This window comes from Vibrio tarriae, from assembly GCF_002216685.1.
Lineage (GTDB): Bacteria > Pseudomonadota > Gammaproteobacteria > Enterobacterales > Vibrionaceae > Vibrio > Vibrio tarriae.
In genome coordinates, this window is the sequence record NZ_CP022353.1 from 214,113 (window position 1) to 231,494 (window position 17,382).

Below are 17,382 nucleotides of genomic sequence, written 5' to 3' on the forward strand. Positions count from 1 at the left end.
TCCAGAATTGTTGGTTATCACTTTTTAAGAAAAAGTGAAATCAAAAACAGAATTTTGCTTGGCGACCATAGCGTTTTGGACCCACCTGACTCCATCCCGAACTCAGAAGTGAAACGAAACAGCGTCGATGGTAGTGTGGGGTCTCCCCATGTGAGAGTAGAACATCGCCAGGCTTTAATTTACAAAACACGTTACTTATAACGTGTTTTAAATTTTTGTGTGCTGATATGGCTCAGTCGGTAGAGCGCATCCTTGGTAAGGATGAGGTCCCCAGTTCGATTCTGGGTATCAGCACCATCTATTTCGATGCTTAGCTCAAAGCTGACATCACAAAATTTGTTTGGCGACCATAGCACTTTGGACCCACCTGATTCCATCCCGAACTCAGAAGTGAAACGAAGTAGCGCCGATGGTAGTGTGGGGTTTCCCCATGTGAGAGTAGGACATCGCCAGGCTTGATTTACCAAGCCGCTGTAGAGATACAGCGGCTTTTTGCTATTTCACTTTTCTGTATTATTTCTTTTCTTTCGCATCGTTCAGTTTCCAATCATATTGGTAGTCGATTTTGCCCGAATAAAGAGATAGCTCAGGACGATACTGCGCAAGGTGAATAAGAAGATCTTTTTTATTACCAAAATCAACGGCAAACCAGTCATAAATAGAGGAGAGGATTAAGGTGTCATTGTTCAATGTTGCTCCCTTACTGCTGTTGATAAAGGCCTTAGCGGCTTTATCAAGCAACTGATCGGTGTTTTGTGCGGTGTAGACTTGGGATTGAAGATTTGGGCAGCCTAGGCTGGCACAATTAACCGCATAATGGGTTCGTGGATCCTTCCAGATAGGGCGTAAAATTCGGTGCTCGATGTCATTGAGGGTTAGGGTTTGTCCTGCCACAGTAAAAACTTTCTCATCCCACGGTCCAAAACTGAATAGGCTCCCTAGTTTGGTTATGGACGCGACTGGGTAGTTATCCAAAATTAATTTCACTGTCAGAGCGTTGTAGAGATTAACCCAATAAGCATATTGCTCTTGGCGGTTAAATTCTCTTGGATCCAATTTTGAAAGTTGATCTAAGTAATCATTGAGTAGCGTTTTATCTTCCTTTGTTACTTCTGCATAACGAAAGAGGGCGTTCTCTCCCACTTGGACAAGATTGCGATCGAGGATGCTTTGCCAAGCTTGGTGAGAGATGCTTGTCGTATTACTGTCGTTGCTCGCTTGCCAATAAGCCCAAAGCTCCGCCTTTGGCGCTGCGTATACTATGTTGGAAAAAATCAGAATACAGAAAGCGAAGAGTATTTTCATATCAGAGTAACCTTATCGTGAGATTGTGATTAGCTAGACCCGATGGCAACGCATTTTCTTTCGCGATAAAAAAGGCTGCCATTTGGCAGCCTAGAAATGCTTATTTTAAGAAGCTCGGTATCTTGGCTTCATACTCCGCAATTTTTGCTTCGTGCTGTAGAGTCAGGCCGATATTGTCTAAGCCATTGAGTAGACAATGGCGACGGAAATCGTCAATCTCGAAATGGTAGGTTTTACCATTCGCGGTTACGCTCAGCGCTTCTAAATCGACGGTAATGGTTGCACCTTCCGTGTTGTGAACATAGCTAAAGAGTTCATCCACTTCTTGCTCGGTTAAACGAACAGGCACCATCTGATTGTTGATCGAGTTGCCATAGAAAATATCGGCAAAGCTTGGGGCAATCATGACTCTGATGCCATAATCCGCTAATGCCCAAGGGGCATGCTCGCGTGAGGAGCCGCAACCAAAGTTCTCTCTTGCCAGCAAAATGCTAGCACCTTGATAGCGAGATTGGTTCATCACAAATTCTGGGTTGGCTTTTTCACCTGCATCGTCCAAAAATCGCCAGTCGTGGAACAGATGTTTGCCAAAGCCAGTGCGATTCACTTTTTGCAAAAACTGTTTTGGAATGATCGCATCGGTATCGACGTTGGCGGCATCAAGAGGAACGACTACGCCGGTGTGTTGCTGAAATCCTGACATGGGGTTCTCCTTGAATTAAAACTGACGAATATCGACGAAGTGACCAGCAATCGCCGCAGCAGTTGCCATGGCTGGACTAACTAAATGGGTGCGGCCATCACGTCCCTGACGTCCCTCAAAGTTGCGGTTTGAGGTAGATGCGCAGCGTTCTCCTGGCCCTAAGCGGTCATTGTTCATGGCTAAACACATTGAGCAACCCGGCAAGCGCCATTCAAACCCTGCCTCAATAAAGATCTTATCTAAACCTTCCGCTTCGGCTTGCGCTTTCACTTGTTCGGAGCCGGGTACGATCAGTGCTTGGACATGAGCCGCGACTTTTTTACCTTTGGCTACCGCTGCCGCAGCGCGCATATCTTCGATGCGCGAGTTGGTGCATGAACCGACGAACACTTTATCGACTTTATAATCGGAGAGCATTTTGCCGGCTTCAAGTCCCATATAAGCCAGAGCTTTTTCTGCTGAGCTGCGTTCAACAGGATCGGCAAACTGACTAGGTGATGGGATTGGCTCATCAACGGCAATCACTTGGCCTGGGTTGGTTCCCCAAGTTACTTGCGGTTTGATTTCGCTGGCTTCAAGCGTCACGACGGCATCGAACTGTGCATCCTCATCGGTTTTTAAGGTTTGCCAATAGTCGACAGCGGCATCCCAATCATTGCCTTGTGGGGCAAATCTACGACCTTTAATGTAGTTGAATGTAGTTGCATCAGGGGCAATCAAGCCTGCTTTAGCACCTAGCTCAATCGCCATGTTACACACGGTCATGCGACCTTCCATGGAGAGATCGCGAATCGCTTCTCCACAAAATTCCACGACATAGCCTGTACCGCCAGCTGCGGTTGTTTTGCCAATGATCGCCAGTACGATGTCTTTAGCGGTAATGCCTGAAGCCACTTTGCCACGCACTTCGATTTTCATCGTCTTAGCGCGGCCTTGTTTTAGGGTTTGAGTGGCCAGTACGTGTTCTACTTCTGAGGTGCCGATCCCAAAGGCAAGCGAGCCGAAAGCTCCGTGAGTCGCGGTGTGTGAATCGCCACATACAATCGTCATACCGGGGAGGGTAATACCAAGCTCAGGTCCCATCACATGCACAATACCTTGGTACTTGTGGTTTATGTCATACAAAGTGACGCCGAACTCTTCACAGTTTTTGGAGAGGGTTTGCATCTGGATGCGCGCCATTTCACCAGAGGCATTGATGTCTTTGGTGGTGCTGGAGACGTTGTGATCCATGGTCGCAAAAGTTTTGCTGACTTGGCGTACAGGGCGGCCTTTTTCACGCAAGCCATCAAAGGCTTGTGGAGAGGTCACTTCATGGACTAGATGACGGTCGATGTACAAAATCGGCGTTTCACCCGGTGCGGCAACCACCACATGGGCATCGTAAATTTTTTCGTAAAGCGTTTTGGCTTTTGACATTGCTTCTTCCTTGAGCTCAGTGAGCTAAAGAGGAGTGGGGTAACCCCACTCTCAAACTTATGAATTCAAAATATAGCTTGCGATTTTATCGCCCATTGCTGAGGTCGATAGAGCCGGTTTATTGCCTGCGAGATCCGCCGTCAGTTCACCTGCTGCTAATGCTTGGCTAACCGCATTTTCAATATCACGCGCTGCGGCTTCTTCACCCAAGCTGTAACGCAGCATGAGCGCAGCAGAAAGGATCTGCGCGACAGGGTTGGCGATATTTTTGCCTGCGATATCGGGAGCGCTGCCGCCGGCGGGTTCATACAAACCAAACTTGCTTTCATTCATACTGGCCGAAGGCAACATGCCCATGGAGCCGGTGATCATCGCGCATTCGTCAGAAAGGATGTCACCAAAAATGTTCGAGCAGAGCATCACGTCAAACTGGGCAGGATCTTTAATCAGCTGCATGGTGGCATTATCGATGTACATGTGTGAAAGCGCGACATCGGGATAATCCTTGGCAATCTCGCTGACCACTTCGCGCCAGAGAATCGAGCTTTGCAGCACATTGGCTTTGTCGATAGAGCAGACTTTCTTGCGGCGCAAGCGAGCTGATTCAAAGGCGATACGTGCGATACGTTCAATTTCAAAACGGTGGTAAACCTCGGTATCGAAGGCTTTTTCATTGGCACCTTCACCTTCACGACCTTTCGGTTGACCAAAGTAGATGCCGCCAGTCAGTTCACGCACCACCACAATATCGAAACCGCGAGCAGAGATGTCAGCACGAAGAGGTGAGAAGGCCTCTAAGCCTTGGTGAATTTGAGCCGGGCGCAAATTACAAAACAGTTGGAAGTGCTTGCGCAGTGGTAGCAACGCACCGCGTTCAGGTTGCTCGTTAGGTGGCAGATGTTCCCATTTTGGTCCGCCGACGGAGCCAAACAAGACCGCATCAGCTTCTTCACAGGCATGCAGAGTGTTTTCCGGTAATGGACAACCATGGTTATCAATGGCGATACCACCGACATCGTGTTCTTCTCGACTGAAGTGAATACCGTACTTTTGTTCAATGGCATCCAATACTTTGTGGGCTTGCGCCATCACTTCCGGGCCGATACCGTCACCGGGCAATACGGCAATTTTGTAATGTTTGTCTGTCATGCGAGTCCTTTATGATCGATTTTTAAGTTGTGTTTGTGGCGCCTAAGGTTCTTGAATACTGAAGTTACTCAGCGTTAGCAGTAACTTCAGTAGAGCTAAGGAGTATTAGTATTAAACCGTAGCGACGCTTTTTTTCTGTTTAATCTGGGCGATTTGATCCGCGCGATGAATACTATTGATAACATGCAACAAGGCTTGACCGGAAGCTTCAACGATGTCGGTTGAGACGCCGGTACCGTGATATTTACGTCCTTTATAATTCGCGATGATATCTGCTTGACCTAAGCCATCCTCACCTTCGCCTTTGGCGGTGAGATCGAATTTATCGAGTACAATCTCATACCCAGTTAGGCGGTAGATACACTGATATAATGCATCGACCGGACCGTTACCAACGGCGGCTTCGCATTTTTCTTCATCGCCGCACAGTAACTTGATACTGGTGGTGGCCATTACGCTGCCGGATTGCACGCTCAAGTAGTTGAGTTTGTAGAAGTCATCCTCTTCACGCAAATTAGAGAAATGCATCAAGGCCTCTAAATCGTAATCAAACACTTGGCCTTTGCGATCTGCCAGCTTCAAGAAGTCTTCATACAAAGCATCCAAATTGTATTCATTTTCGTTGTAGCCCATTGAATCCATATGGCTTTTCACTGCGGCACGCCCACTACGGCTAGTGAGGTTCAGTGCTTGGTTTTTGAGGCCTATCGATTCGGGAGTCATGATTTCGTAGGTATTTTTGTTTTTGAGCATGCCATCTTGGTGAATGCCCGAAGAGTGGCTAAACGCATTTGCTCCGACAATCGCTTTGTTGCTTTGAATCGGCATGTTGCAAAGCTGGCTGACAAGCTTGCTGGTACGGCTGATCTCGTCGTGTTTAATGCCCGTGGTTACCCCGAGCAACTCTTGACGGGTTTTGATGATCATCGCGATCTCTTCCAATGCGCAGTTACCCGCACGTTCGCCAATACCGTTGATGGTTCCCTCTACTTGGCGCGCTCCCGCTTGAATAGCGGCAATCGAGTTGGCTACCGACATGCCTAAATCGTCATGACAGTGCACGGAAATGATCGCTTTATCGATATTGGGGACTCGGTTAAACAGCGTTTGAATAATGCCGCCAAATTCGCTCGGCACTGTGTAGCCGACCGTATCTGGAATATTGATGGTACGCGCACCGGCATTGATCGCAGCTTCGACCATACGGCACAAGTTATCGATAGGTGTGCGGCCCGCATCTTCACAAGAGAACTCCACATCATCCGTATATTGACGCGCATGCTTCACCGCTTTGACTGCCATTTCGACGACATCGTCATAGCTGCGGCGCAATTTGTCTTGTACATGGATAGTGGATGTGGAGATAAAAGTGTGAATACGAAAGGCTTCGGCCACTTTCAAGGCTTCTGCCGCGGCATCAATGTCTTTCGCAACGGCTCGCGAAAGGGCACAAACACGGCTATTTTTGATGTTTTTAGCGATGGTTTGTACCGATTCAAAATCGCCCGGAGAGGAAACAGGAAATCCAGCTTCGATAATATCTACCCCTAAGCGCTCCAGTGCGTAGGCGATTTGCAGTTTCTCTTTTACTGTCAAGCTGGCAGACAATGCCTGCTCACCATCGCGTAATGTGGTATCGAATATAATCACCTGATTGTTCATGTTTGCTTCCTCGCACCGAGAGTTAACGGCTAACTTCCTGAATATTGTTGTAAAAATCGGCTATAAAAAAACCCGCATCAGCTGCGGGTTTTTTATCTTGTGTGGTGTTTTTCGTCCACAGCCTACCCGCGTGATGGTTCCACGATCAGTAGTAGGCCTAGCAGGAGAGAAAAACGCATTGTCATCTGTAACAATCCACCAAATTAAGTTAACAGATTAGTACCGTACTCGACACAATGCGTCAACCCCAAAGTTGATTTTTTATTCATCTTGATAAGTATTTGAGCGTAACACTGAGAAACGATCAGTTGAAAAGACAAGTAAATTGAACAAAAAGCACTCGAGTATTTATAATTCATCAAATGATGAATAAGGATTGCTCATGCCATTACGTAAAGTTGGTCGACCAAGCCAGCAGACCCAAGCTCGTGACCAGTTAATCATCCATGCCCGTGAGCTTTTTTCTGTTATGCCGTATGACAAGGTCTCAACACGCTTGATTGCGAGCAAAGCCGGCGTCGATATTGGTTTGATTCGCTACTATTTTGCCAACAAAGCTGGCCTGTTTGAGACCATGCTGCGCGAAACGTTGCTACCGATGAAAGCGCAGCTTGGGGTGTTGGTGGCAGAAAGTAGTCACCAAAATCTGACCGATTTAATGCGCACTTACTATCGAGAAATGTTCAAAATACCGTATTTCCCACGTTTGATTATGCAGGTGATGAGTACACCTGGTAGCGATATGAAAAAGCAGTTGATTGAGAAAGTGGTTCTCGATATTACGCGCCCGATTCAGGAAACTTTGTTTGAGAAGCTGATTGAGCGAGGGGTGATTCGAGAAGGTATGGATCCGCAACTGTGTAAAATTTCTTACCTGAGTTTGATGATTTTTCCTTTTATCGCTCCGCCAGCCCTACTTAAGATTCATGGGGTTGAATTATCGCAAACCTTTCTTGAAAACTTGGTAGAACACAACATTCAACTCATGGAACAAGGATTTATTACAAGAGTGGTATAAGCAATCACCCTGTTATGGATACCTAAACAGTCGGTTTCCTTGTCACCATTTCGACAAATAATTTTCACCTGACTGTCATTTGCTGCCGATAAGCTCAAAGCATCACCTCACCAGAAGGAAGGATGTGTGATGCGAGCTATGGCACCGATCGCTAAACTCGATTTAGCTTTTTCATTACTCTGCTTACAGCATAAGTACAATACGCGAGTCGCAAGGCTCAGTAAGTCAATTTCTCATACAGGAGATGGGCATCTTTACGCGCTGATGGGCATTCTGGCTTGGTGGTTAGATGAGACTCATGGGCTGCTGTTTCTCGCGGTTGGCTTGCTTGCGTTTGCTATTGAATTACCGATTTATTGGCTGCTGAAAAACAGTATTCAGCGCCGACGTCCACAAGAACTTTCCGCCTTAGTTACGGCTTATATCACGCCGAGCGATCGCTACAGCTTACCGTCGGGACATACCGCTGCCGCCTTCGTCATGGCGACATTAATTGGTTATATCTATCCTCATTGGTATGCCGTCGCAGTTTGTTGGGCTGGCTTAATTGGCTTGGCGCGAGTGTTATTGGGCGTGCATTTTCTAAGCGATGTGATCGCTGGAGCTTTACTTGGGATGGGCAGCGCAACTTACGCAATGAGTGTAATGGAGAAAAGTATTTGAAAATATTGTATGGCGTTCAAGGAACTGGGAATGGGCATATTGCGCGTTCAAGAGCCATGTGTGCGGCACTTAAGCAGCAGCAAGTTGACGTTGATTACCTGTTTTCAGGACGCCCAGTCGAGAACTATTTTTCAATGGAATGCTTTGGTGATTTCGCAACTCGACGAGGGCTGACCTTTGCCACCGAAAATGGTCACGTCAATTACGTTAAAACATTACGTAAGAATAATCTGTTGCAGTTCTGGAGTGAGGTAAAGCGCCTAAATCTCTCTGGTTATGACCTGATTTTGAACGATTTTGAGCCAGTGACGGCTTGGGCTGCCAAATTACAAAATATTCCCTGTATTGGAATTAGTCATCAGAATGCCTTCTTGTATCCAGTGCCATTAAAAGGCGCTTCTTGGCTGGATAAAGCGATATTGCGGCATTTTGCGCCAGCCCAGTACCATTTAGGTTTACATTGGTACCATTTTGAACAGCCGATCTTGCCTCCCATTATTTATGCGCCGGAGCAGCCGCTGAGTCAGCAGAACTTTATATTAATCTATCTTCCATTTGAAAATGTGAATGAAATCTGTGAGTTACTGTATAGATTTACCAATGTACACTTCATTTGTTATCACCCTGAAGTGCAAGAAAACGAATTGACGGAAAATGTCGAACTGCGTCGTTTGCATCATGGTGATTTTCAGCATCATTTACACCAATGCAGCGGAGTGATCACCAGTGGTGGTTTTGAGTTGCCTTCTGAAGCTTTAGCGTTAGGCAAAAAGTTATTAATGAAGCCATTGGCTGGTCAATTTGAACAAGTGAGTAATGCGGCAACCCTTGAAACACTTGGGCTGGCAAGTGTGATGGAGTTTCTCGACCCTGCCTGCTTACGTCAGTGGCTTGATGAGAAACAGGCTGAGCGTGTGATTTATCCCGATGTGGCTCACTCTTTAGTTGAATGGATTCTCAAGGGGAAGTGGGAAAATAGTGAAGTACTTTGTCAGCAACTTTGGCAAAAAGTCGATTTCCCAAGTTACGCGATTTTGAGCAATGAGCCGACTAACTCAATGAGTCCTTCGTTAAAACATTTTTGACGTGAATATTAGTGTTCATTAAAGGATGTATCTATTGTTCAAATTAATAATTAATAAAAACCCATTAAAAATGCATTTTTATAGATTTTTATAAAAATTAATCGCATTGATTATTAAGGCTTTTTTTTAGTGATTGCTAAAATTAAGTGACTTTTTGTCAATGCTATTGCATAGCTTCGAATGATTAGCCGATATTACTCGCCATCCACCAAATATCTGGGCGGTAAATAATAGAAACAGCGCTTATCTTTCCATTGGCGATTTATGCATATTTATCGCTAGTGACGACACTGTGAGGCATGCAAATGTTAGATAAAAAAGACGCAATGAGTGCCATTGCGAGTTACCGCATGGAAAGCACCCTCCGAGGCGTAGACCTCAATCTGTTAACCGTTTTTGATGCAGTAATGCAAGAGCAAAACATTACGCGAGCGGCACACAACTTAGGTATGTCACAGCCTGCGGTCAGTAATGCCGTGGCGCGTTTAAAAGTGATGTTCAATGATGAGTTGTTTATGCGCCAAGGGCGTGGCATTCAGCCAACCCAACGTGCTCGCCAACTGTTTGGCCCGATCCGCCAAGCTTTGCAATTGATCCGTAACGAGCTACCGAGTTCAGTTTTCACACCGGAAACCTCAACGCGTCTGTTTAAGCTTGCGATCTGCAGTCCTTGCGATTTACGCTTTGCTCCTCAGATCATGGCATCGATTGATGAATTAGCACCGAGTGTACAATTGCATTTGGATGCTGAGTTTGATCGCCAAATCGCAGAGCGCATGCGTTATCAAGAAATTGATTTTGTGATTGATTACGCTCGATTTGATGATCAAGGTTTTTCAAGCACTGAGATTTTCCAAGATGAGTTGGTGGTGGTGGCATCAAAACTTCACCCTCGTATCCAAGGAAGTATCACGGCCGAGCAATTGAGTGCGGAAAAACACGCAAAATTGTCCAAAGTACATGGGCAGCGCAGTTTCTCTGAGCTGGCGTATCGTGATTTTGATTGTCAGTCTTATTACGAAGGCACCAGCCTAAGCAATGTGTTGTATGTGGTTGGCCAGTCTGAACTGGTGACCGTTGCTCCACGTTGGATGGCGGAAAATGCGGCCAATCGTGATGAGTTGCAAATCCTCGCTTTCCCATTTGCTGAGTCCAAAATCTCGGGTTATCTGAGTTGGCATGAGTCGAGTGAAAAAGACAAAGGCCATATCTGGCTGCGTGACCAACTGATGGTGATTTGTGGCGAAGTGGTCGCGAATCGCTGATCCTTTGTTCATTCTATGTTTCTAAAGCCTTGGGCAGTAAAAACTGTCCAAGGCTTTTTTGTTACAGAATGAGTTTTAATCGATAACTTTGACGTTAGTCAGTTGTGTTTTGGCCTTTGAAATGTACACTTGTGCGCTGAAAAAGGCTTACAGGTGTAAGCTACAGGTAAGAGATATGACGAACTTAGATTTCCACATCGTTAAACGGATCCGCCAACGTATTGCCCAAGGGGGTGATAACGCCGCGCTAAAACATAAACAAAACGGCCAATGGCAAGCAATCAATTGGCACCAGTTTGGTGAACAATTGGATGAACTCTCGATGGCGTTGTTAGCTCAAGGCATCGGTGTACAGGACAAAATTGCGATTTTTTCCAACAATATGCCACGTTGGACGATTGCTGATTTTGCCGCTTTACAGATCCGTGCGGTAACGGTTCCTATCTATCCTACCAATACGCCAGAGCAGGCGGCTTATATCTTACAGAATGCGGATGTGAAAGTGGTTTTTGTGGGTGAGCAGGCACAATTTGATGCTGCGCTCAGCCAATTTGAACAATGCCCAGAGCTGCGTCTGATTGTGGCTATGAATGCCAATACCGACCTCAAACAAGCCAGTTGTGCGATGCATTGGGATGAGTTTGTTGCTCAAAGTCACCATCAAGATCGAGCGCCGTTGGATGCCTTAATTGAGCAAGCCAACTATGACGATCTGTTTACCCTCATTTATACCTCAGGCACTACCGGGACGCCGAAAGGGGTGATGCTGGATTATCGTAATATCGGTGCTCAGCTAGAGGGGCACGATCAGCGCCTGAATCTGACTCAAGAGGATGTCTCACTCTGTTTCCTGCCACTCTCTCATGTCTTTGAGCGAGCATGGACGGCGTATGTGCTTTATAAAGGTGCGACCAACTGTTACTTGCAAGACGTGGCTCATGTACGTGAAGCTTTAGCTGAAGTCCGTCCAACCGTGATGTGTGCCGTACCGCGCTTTTATGAAAAGATCTTCTCAGCAATCCATGAAAAAGTCGCTAAAGCGCCGTTGGTACGCAAGGTTCTTTTTACTTGGGCTGTCAATATGGGGGCGAAAATGGCGGTGTGCCGACAGCAGCAGCGCCAACCTTCTTGGATGCTTAAACAGAGCCACCAATTCGCTGACAAGCTGGTGTTAAGTAAGCTGCGCGCTTTGCTTGGGGGAAGGATCAATTTCATGCCTTGTGGTGGCGCTAAGTTGGATGAAACCATCGGCCGTTTTTTCCATGCGATTGGCATCAACGTCAAGCTTGGTTATGGCATGACAGAAACCACGGCCACAGTTTCTTGTTGGGATGACCACTGTTTTAACCCAGATTCGATTGGGCTTTCTATGCCGGGAGCTCAAGTCAAAATTGGCGAGAACAATGAAATTCTGGTTCGTGGTCCAATGGTGATGCGTGGCTACTACAAGCTCGATAAAGAAACCGCCGAAAGTTTTGATGAGCATGGTTTCCTAAAAACGGGTGATGCGGGTCATATTGATGAAAATGGTAATTTATTTATTACCGATCGCATCAAGGAGCTGATGAAAACCTCAGGTGGTAAATATATTGCGCCGCAGGTGATTGAAGGGGCGATTGGCAAAGATCATTTCATAGAACAGATCGCGGTGATTGCCGATACGCGCAAGTTTGTTTCTGCATTGATTGTGCCTTGCTTTGATTCATTGGAAGAGTACGCCAAAGAGCTGAACATTAAATATCATGACCGTTTGGAGCTTATCAAACATAGCCAAGTGCTGGAGATGTTTGAAAAGCGCGTTAACGATTTACAAAAAGAGCTGGCGAAATTTGAACAAGTGAAGAAGTTTAGATTGTTGCCAAAAGCATTTTCGATGGACAGTGGTGAGCTGACACCGACCCAAAAACTGCGTCGTAAAGTGATTAACGATCGCTATCAGGATGAAATCGAAGAAATGTACCAAGATTCTCCGAAAAAATAGCGCGATCAAGCTGTTATCTGAATGTTCTAAACACCTCTTGGCGAAAATCGCTCAGAGGTGTTTTTATATCTGCAATACTATGATCCATGCCCTTGCTACCTGAAGCGACAAGCTTCGCTCATGCCAATCATATTGTCTTTTGGTGTTGATGGAACCGTGAGATCCGATACTCCGGTGTACTGACAAAATAATCTACTTTTTTTTAACTACTCAATGGCTGTTCGACCTAAAAGCAAGGTAAAGGTTGAAATGGAATGCTTAATCACCGTCTTATTTTCGAGTCTGCTGTAAAAGTGCACAAATTGGGGTTAGACCAGTTGCTAAGAAAGCGTTACATTTGTTGCGTAACCTCGCGGCTGTTATGACAGACGCAGGACATAGCCGAAAGCGGAGCGTTTTCGAATTAGGCTACAAATAAGCCCTAAACTATGTAAAACCAACCCTTTTGCCGACCGAGCACAAGGTATGTTGGTAAGGAGACAAGATGGAAATGCTATCTGGCGCAGAGATGATCGTCCAATCTCTGATCAATGAAGGTGTGGAGCAAATCTTCGGATATCCCGGCGGTTCAGTACTCGACATCTACGATGCCCTTCACGAAAAAACCGACCAAATTAAACACGTTCTGGTTCGTCACGAACAAGCCGCAACACATATGGCTGATGGTTATGCGCGTGCCACTGGAAAACCGGGCGTAGTGCTCGTCTGCTCAGGTCCGGGCGCCACCAATACGGTGACTGGTATTGCAACCGCCTATATGGACTCGATTCCGATGATTGTGATCTCCGGTAACGTAGCCACTAATCTTATTGGTAACGATGCATTTCAAGAGTGCGATATCGTCGGCGTGTCTCGTCCCATCGTTAAACACAGCTTTTTAGTGAAAAAAGCCGAAGATATTCCAGAAACCATCAAAAAAGCGTTTTACATCGCGTCAACGGGGCGTCCTGGTCCTGTAGTGATTGACGTGCCAAAAGATGTGATGAGCCCGCTTAATAAGCTGCCTTATGAGTATCCAGAAACCATTAAAATGCGCTCTTACAACCCAACGACGGCTGGCCACAAAGGACAGATCAAAAAAGGGTTACGCGCACTGCTCGATGCGAAAAAGCCAGTACTGTACGTCGGTGGCGGGGCGATTATTGCTAATGCAGATCAGCAAATTCGCCAACTTGCAGAGGCTTTAAATCTGCCCGTGGTCAGTACTTTGATGGGATTGGGCGTTTTTCCTGGCACTCATAAAAACTCACTGGGTATGCTTGGTATGCACGGTGTGTATGAAGCCAATATGGCGATGCACAATGCAGATCTGATTTTTGGGGTAGGTGTGCGCTTTGATGACCGTACGACTAACAACCTAGAGAAGTACTGCCCAACGCGAAAATCATGCACATCGATATTGACCCGTCATCGATTTCTAAAAACGTGAAAGTCGATCTGCCGATTGTTGGTTCTGCCGACCAAGTATTGGATGGCATGCTCAAGCTTCTGGAAGAGAATGCTGAGCGCAATGATGCGGCAGCACTGGATCGTTGGTGGAATGAGATCCAAGTGTGGCGTGATCGTCACTGTTTGGCTTATGAAACCTCAGCAGAACGGATTAAGCCGCAGCAAGTGATTGAAACGCTGTATAAAATCACGCAAGGTAAAGCAATTTTGGCCTCGGATGTGGGGCAGCACCAAATGTTTGCGGCACTCTACTATCCGTTTGATAAGCCGCGTCAGTGGATTAACTCTGGCGGGCTAGGCACCATGGGTTTTGGTTTACCTGCGGGAATGGGCGTGAAATTCGCCATGCCAGAAGAAGAGGTACTGGTCGTGACGGGAGATGGCAGTATTCAGATGAATATTCAAGAGCTATCGACCGCACTGCAGTACGATATTCCAGTGAAAATCATTAACCTCAACAACCGTTTTCTTGGAATGGTGAAACAGTGGCAGGATATTATTTATCAAGGTCGTCACTCTAACTCATACATGAGTTCTGTGCCGGATTTTGCGGCGATCGCAGAAGCTTATGGTCATGTTGGGATCCGTATTTCTCACCCTGATGAGCTGCAAGCTGGGCTGGAAAAAGCGTTAGCGATGAAAGATCGTCTGGTGTTTGTCGACATTAATGTCGATGAAACTGAGCACGTTTACCCAATGCAGATCAAAGGCGAAGGGATGGACAAAATGTGGTTGAGCAAAACGGAGAGAACCTAAGATGAGACACATTATTTCACTGCTATTGGAAAACCAACCGGGGGCGCTGTCTCGTGTTGTCGGGCTATTTTCCCAGCGCGGGTACAACATTGAAACGCTAAACGTATCACCGACCGATGACGAAACCCTTTCACGGCTGAACATTACGACGAAAACCGATGAAATGCAGCTAGAGCAGATCCAAAAGCAGTTGCATAAATTGATTGATGTTTTGAAAGTGCAGGAAGTGACGGAGTGTGAACACATCGAGCGTGAGCTGATGCTGGTCAAAGTCAAGGCTTCTGGTTTTGCACGTGCGGAAGTAAAACGTACGGCGGATATTTTCCGCGGCCAGATTGTTGATGTCACAGCTTCACAATACACAGTGCAACTGGCCGGTACGAGCGAGAAACTGGATGCTTTTATTGAGGCGATTGCGGAAGTGACGGAAGTTATCGAAGTGGCACGAAGTGGTGTGGTAGGCATCGCGCGTGGTGAGCGAGCGCTCAGAGCTTAGTTTATCCCCTTCCTACTTGAAGCTGCAGCGGTGTTGGCTACGTTCGTTCACCCCAATCACATAGTGTATCTATGCTCATGGGGATGAACTCTCTTGCCGCCTACCTGCAACTCCAAGTAGTTTGGGTATAGTCTTTATAATTACAAGCAAAGTACAAATAAAAACCAGCCGAAAGGCTGGTTTTTATATTCAAGGTTCTAGATTGGTGTGCGATGTAGCCCACCCATCAATTAGTGCAGAATACGGGCGCGAATCGTGCCGTCGATCGCTTTAAGCTTAGTTAACGCTTCTTCAGAGCGAGCTGTTTCCACATCGATGACCACATAGCCGATTTCTGCAGTGGTTTGCAGATATTGAGCCGCGATGTTGATCCCTTCTTCGGCGAAGATGGTGTTAATTTGGGTCAAAATACCCGGACGGTTGGAGTGAATATGCAGTAAGCGAGAGCAGCTGCGATGCTCTGGCAGTGACACTTCAGGGAAGTTGACACTAGAGAGCGTTGAGCCGTTGTCTGAGTATTTAGCCAGCTTGCCAGCAACTTCAATGCCAATGTTCTCTTGTGCTTCTTGGGTTGACCCCCCCACGTGTGGTGTCAAAATCACGTTATCAAACTTCATCAGTGGCGATTCAAACGGCTCTTTGTTTGATGCTGGTTCTTCTGGGAATACGTCAATCGCTGCCCCTGCAATATGACCAGATTCGAGCGCATTGCACAGAGCTGGGATATCGACCACAGTACCGCGCGCTGCGTTAATGAAGATAGCGCCCGGTTTCATGCGCGCAAACTCTTCCGCACCCATCATATTTTTAGTGCCAGCGGTTTCCGGAACATGCAGTGAAATGACATCACACTTATTGAGTAGCTCGCTTAAGGTATGCACTTGGGTAGCGTTACCGAGCGAGAGTTTGCTTTCAATGTCATAGAAATACACGTGCATCCCCAAGTTTTCAGCAATGATCCCCAACTGAGTACCGATATGACCATAACCGATAATGCCTAGGCGTTTACCCCGTGCTTCATAAGAGTTATCTGCACTTTTTTTCCAGATCCCACGGTGAGCAAGTGCATTTTTCTCTGGAATGCCACGCAGTAACAGTAAAATTTCGCCGAGCACCAGTTCCGCCACACTGCGAGTATTGGAGAATGGTGCGTTAAACACTGGAATACCGCGTTTGGCGGCGGCATTAAGGTCGACTTGGTTAGTACCGATACAGAAACAGCCAATCGCCACCAGTTTCTCTGCCGCATTGATCACTTTCTCCGTCAGATTACTGCGCGAGCGGATCCCGACAAAATGCACATCTTTGATAGCTTCAATCAGCTCTGCTTCTTCCAGCGAGCCTTTATGGTATTCGATATTGCTGTAACCGGCCGCTTGCAAAACTTCCACCGAAGAGGGGTGAAGTCCTTCAAGAAGGAGGATCTTAATTCTGTCTTTTTCCAGTGAAATTTTGGCCATTTTATCGTCCTTAAAACTATGGGAAGGTGGGCTAACAGGCGCTTGGGTTCGAATTGTTCGAATTTGAGTCGTAATTTAGAAAAGCAAACGTTTTCCTTGTGCGCCTTCTGCTCACTAAATTAACAAACTTTTTTTGCTTTGGGTAAGAAAATTACGGAATAAGGCATAATTTTCTTAGAGAAAAGGATAAAAAAAGGCACCCAGCGGTGCCGTTTGTAAGCAAATAACGGAATATGGGGGGGAATGCCCGATATTACTCTTCGATTTTTGCACCTTGTGGTGTGCCAGTGATGACCACATCAGCCCCGCGATGAGCAAAGAGACCCACGGTCACAACCCCTGCGATGCCGTTGATCTTGCTTTCGAGATCTTTGGGATGGGTGATCTTCATGTTGTAGACATCCAGAATAACGTTACCGTTATCGGTGATCACACCTTCACGATACACAGGATCGCCACCGAGTTTTACCAGTTCGCGCGCGACATAAGAACGCGCCATTGGGATCACTTCAACAGGCAGAGGGAAGTTGCCTAGAACATCGACCGCTTTAGTGCCATCGACAATACACACAAATTTCTTAGCAATCGCCGCGACGATCTTTTCACGCGTCAGCGCTGCACCGCCACCTTTGATCATGTCGCGTTCTGGGTTGATCTCATCAGCACCATCGACATAGATGTCCAGCTCCGATACATCGTTACAGTCATAAACACGGATGCCGAGCGCTTCCAGTTTCGCAGTCGAAGCAATCGAGCTCGAAACCGCGCCTTTGATTTCGTCTTTGATAGTGCCTAAAGCATCGATGAAGTGATTAACGGTTGAGCCCGTACCAACACCGACAATGCTGCCTTTTTCTACGTATTTCAGAGCAGCCCAACCGGCGGCTTTTTTCATTTCATCTTGAGTCATGCCTATCTCCTGAGTATCGATTTGCGGGTATGTTGCGCGGCGCGATTATAACCCCAAACCG

Annotated in this window: 13 protein-coding genes, 1 tRNA gene, 2 rRNA genes and 1 pseudogene; 10 read left to right on the forward strand and 7 right to left on the reverse strand. The window is 46.6% G+C overall.

The features are described 5' to 3' along the window. The first annotated feature begins 57 nt into the window (after positions 1 to 57). The 3 genes from rrf (CEQ48_RS06555) to rrf (CEQ48_RS06565) all read left to right on the forward strand — a co-directional run bounded on the left by rrf (CEQ48_RS06555) (position 58) and on the right by rrf (CEQ48_RS06565) (position 455). Positions 58 to 173 (forward strand): 5S ribosomal RNA (rrf, locus tag CEQ48_RS06555). Positions 174 to 221: 48 nt separating this feature from the next. Next, a tRNA-Thr gene (locus CEQ48_RS06560) sits at positions 222 to 297 on the forward strand. 42 nt (positions 298 to 339) lie between these two features. Then, positions 340 to 455: ribosomal RNA gene (gene rrf / locus CEQ48_RS06565) — 5S ribosomal RNA — on the forward strand. Between the two features lie 58 nt (positions 456 to 513). On the opposite strand, the gene CEQ48_RS06570 is transcribed toward rrf (CEQ48_RS06565), so the two are convergent. The 5 genes from CEQ48_RS06570 to leuA all read right to left on the reverse strand — a co-directional run bounded on the left by CEQ48_RS06570 (position 514) and on the right by leuA (position 6,238). Then, entirely contained in the window at positions 514 to 1,305 is a 792-nt protein-coding gene (locus CEQ48_RS06570; protein WP_089070686.1) for a DUF547 domain-containing protein, read from the reverse strand. A 100-nt stretch (positions 1,306 to 1,405) separates the two neighbouring features. After that, positions 1,406 to 2,008 carry a 3-isopropylmalate dehydratase small subunit gene (leuD, locus tag CEQ48_RS06575; protein WP_089070687.1) on the reverse strand — a complete coding sequence of 201 codons (603 nt, stop codon included), beginning with the start codon at positions 2,006 to 2,008 and terminating at the stop codon, positions 1,406 to 1,408. 15 nt (positions 2,009 to 2,023) lie between these two features. Beyond that, entirely contained in the window at positions 2,024 to 3,427 is a 1,404-nt protein-coding gene (gene leuC, locus CEQ48_RS06580; RefSeq protein ID WP_089070688.1) for a 3-isopropylmalate dehydratase large subunit, read from the reverse strand. 57 nt (positions 3,428 to 3,484) lie between these two features. Beyond that, positions 3,485 to 4,576, reverse strand: coding sequence for a 3-isopropylmalate dehydrogenase (gene leuB, locus CEQ48_RS06585; protein ID WP_089070689.1), 1,092 nt, complete (start codon positions 4,574 to 4,576; stop codon positions 3,485 to 3,487). Between the two features lie 111 nt (positions 4,577 to 4,687). Beyond that, on the reverse strand, positions 4,688 to 6,238 hold the full coding sequence (gene leuA / locus CEQ48_RS06590; RefSeq protein WP_089070690.1) for a 2-isopropylmalate synthase: 1,551 nt from the start codon (positions 6,236 to 6,238) through the stop codon (positions 4,688 to 4,690). A 382-nt stretch (positions 6,239 to 6,620) separates the two neighbouring features. Between leuA and CEQ48_RS06595 the strand changes: the two genes are divergently transcribed. The 7 genes and pseudogenes from CEQ48_RS06595 to ilvN all read left to right on the forward strand — a co-directional run bounded on the left by CEQ48_RS06595 (position 6,621) and on the right by ilvN (position 14,951). Continuing rightward, positions 6,621 to 7,256 carry a TetR/AcrR family transcriptional regulator gene (locus CEQ48_RS06595; RefSeq protein ID WP_089070691.1) on the forward strand — a complete coding sequence of 212 codons (636 nt, stop codon included), beginning with the start codon at positions 6,621 to 6,623 and terminating at the stop codon, positions 7,254 to 7,256. 129 nt (positions 7,257 to 7,385) lie between these two features. Next, on the forward strand, positions 7,386 to 7,919 hold the full coding sequence (locus CEQ48_RS06600; protein WP_198301220.1) for a phosphatase PAP2 family protein: 534 nt from the start codon (positions 7,386 to 7,388) through the stop codon (positions 7,917 to 7,919). After that, complete coding sequence (locus CEQ48_RS06605) at positions 7,916 to 9,004, forward strand: MJ1255/VC2487 family glycosyltransferase (protein ID WP_089070693.1); 1,089 nt, start codon at positions 7,916 to 7,918, stop codon at positions 9,002 to 9,004. The genes CEQ48_RS06600 and CEQ48_RS06605 overlap by 4 nt, the downstream gene beginning before the upstream one ends. A gap of 305 nt (positions 9,005 to 9,309) precedes the next feature. After that, on the forward strand, positions 9,310 to 10,269 hold the full coding sequence (gene leuO, locus CEQ48_RS06610) for a transcriptional regulator LeuO (RefSeq protein WP_000884665.1): 960 nt from the start codon (positions 9,310 to 9,312) through the stop codon (positions 10,267 to 10,269). Between the two features lie 175 nt (positions 10,270 to 10,444). Beyond that, entirely contained in the window at positions 10,445 to 12,250 is a 1,806-nt protein-coding gene (locus tag CEQ48_RS06615) for an AMP-dependent synthetase/ligase (RefSeq protein WP_089070694.1), read from the forward strand. A 484-nt stretch (positions 12,251 to 12,734) separates the two neighbouring features. After that, positions 12,735 to 14,455: pseudogene (locus tag CEQ48_RS06620) on the forward strand (acetolactate synthase 3 large subunit). 1 nt (position 14,456) lies between these two features. Beyond that, a complete protein-coding gene (ilvN, locus tag CEQ48_RS06625) occupies positions 14,457 to 14,951 on the forward strand; it encodes an acetolactate synthase small subunit (protein ID WP_001215918.1) in 495 nt (164 codons plus the stop codon). A 230-nt stretch (positions 14,952 to 15,181) separates the two neighbouring features. Here the strand turns inward: ilvN and serA are convergent, their stop codons facing one another. After that, on the reverse strand, positions 15,182 to 16,411 hold the full coding sequence (gene serA / locus CEQ48_RS06635) for a phosphoglycerate dehydrogenase (RefSeq protein WP_089070695.1): 1,230 nt from the start codon (positions 16,409 to 16,411) through the stop codon (positions 15,182 to 15,184). 253 nt (positions 16,412 to 16,664) lie between these two features. After that, complete coding sequence (gene rpiA, locus CEQ48_RS06640) at positions 16,665 to 17,321, reverse strand: ribose-5-phosphate isomerase RpiA (RefSeq protein ID WP_000189749.1); 657 nt, start codon at positions 17,319 to 17,321, stop codon at positions 16,665 to 16,667. Between the last annotated feature and the right edge of the window lie 61 nt (positions 17,322 to 17,382).

What these genes read in the sequence shown, in the direction of transcription:
- CEQ48_RS06570 (WP_089070686.1), bottom strand. Translation starts at nt 1,305, where the DNA reads ATGAAAATACTCTTCGCTTTCTGTATTCTGATTTTTTCCAACATAGTA.
- leuD (WP_089070687.1), bottom strand. Translation starts at nt 2,008, where the DNA reads ATGTCAGGATTTCAGCAACACACCGGCGTAGTCGTTCCTCTTGATGCC.
- leuC (WP_089070688.1), bottom strand. Translation starts at nt 3,427, where the DNA reads ATGTCAAAAGCCAAAACGCTTTACGAAAAAATTTACGATGCCCATGTG.
- leuB (WP_089070689.1), bottom strand. Translation starts at nt 4,576, where the DNA reads ATGACAGACAAACATTACAAAATTGCCGTATTGCCCGGTGACGGTATC.
- leuA (WP_089070690.1), bottom strand. Translation starts at nt 6,238, where the DNA reads ATGAACAATCAGGTGATTATATTCGATACCACATTACGCGATGGTGAG.
- CEQ48_RS06595 (WP_089070691.1), top strand. Translation starts at nt 6,621, where the DNA reads ATGCCATTACGTAAAGTTGGTCGACCAAGCCAGCAGACCCAAGCTCGT.
- CEQ48_RS06600 (WP_198301220.1), top strand. Translation starts at nt 7,386, where the DNA reads ATGCGAGCTATGGCACCGATCGCTAAACTCGATTTAGCTTTTTCATTA.
- leuO (WP_000884665.1), top strand. Translation starts at nt 9,310, where the DNA reads ATGTTAGATAAAAAAGACGCAATGAGTGCCATTGCGAGTTACCGCATG.
- CEQ48_RS06615 (WP_089070694.1), top strand. Translation starts at nt 10,445, where the DNA reads ATGACGAACTTAGATTTCCACATCGTTAAACGGATCCGCCAACGTATT.
- ilvN (WP_001215918.1), top strand. Translation starts at nt 14,457, where the DNA reads ATGAGACACATTATTTCACTGCTATTGGAAAACCAACCGGGGGCGCTG.
- serA (WP_089070695.1), bottom strand. Translation starts at nt 16,411, where the DNA reads ATGGCCAAAATTTCACTGGAAAAAGACAGAATTAAGATCCTCCTTCTT.
- rpiA (WP_000189749.1), bottom strand. Translation starts at nt 17,321, where the DNA reads ATGACTCAAGATGAAATGAAAAAAGCCGCCGGTTGGGCTGCTCTGAAA.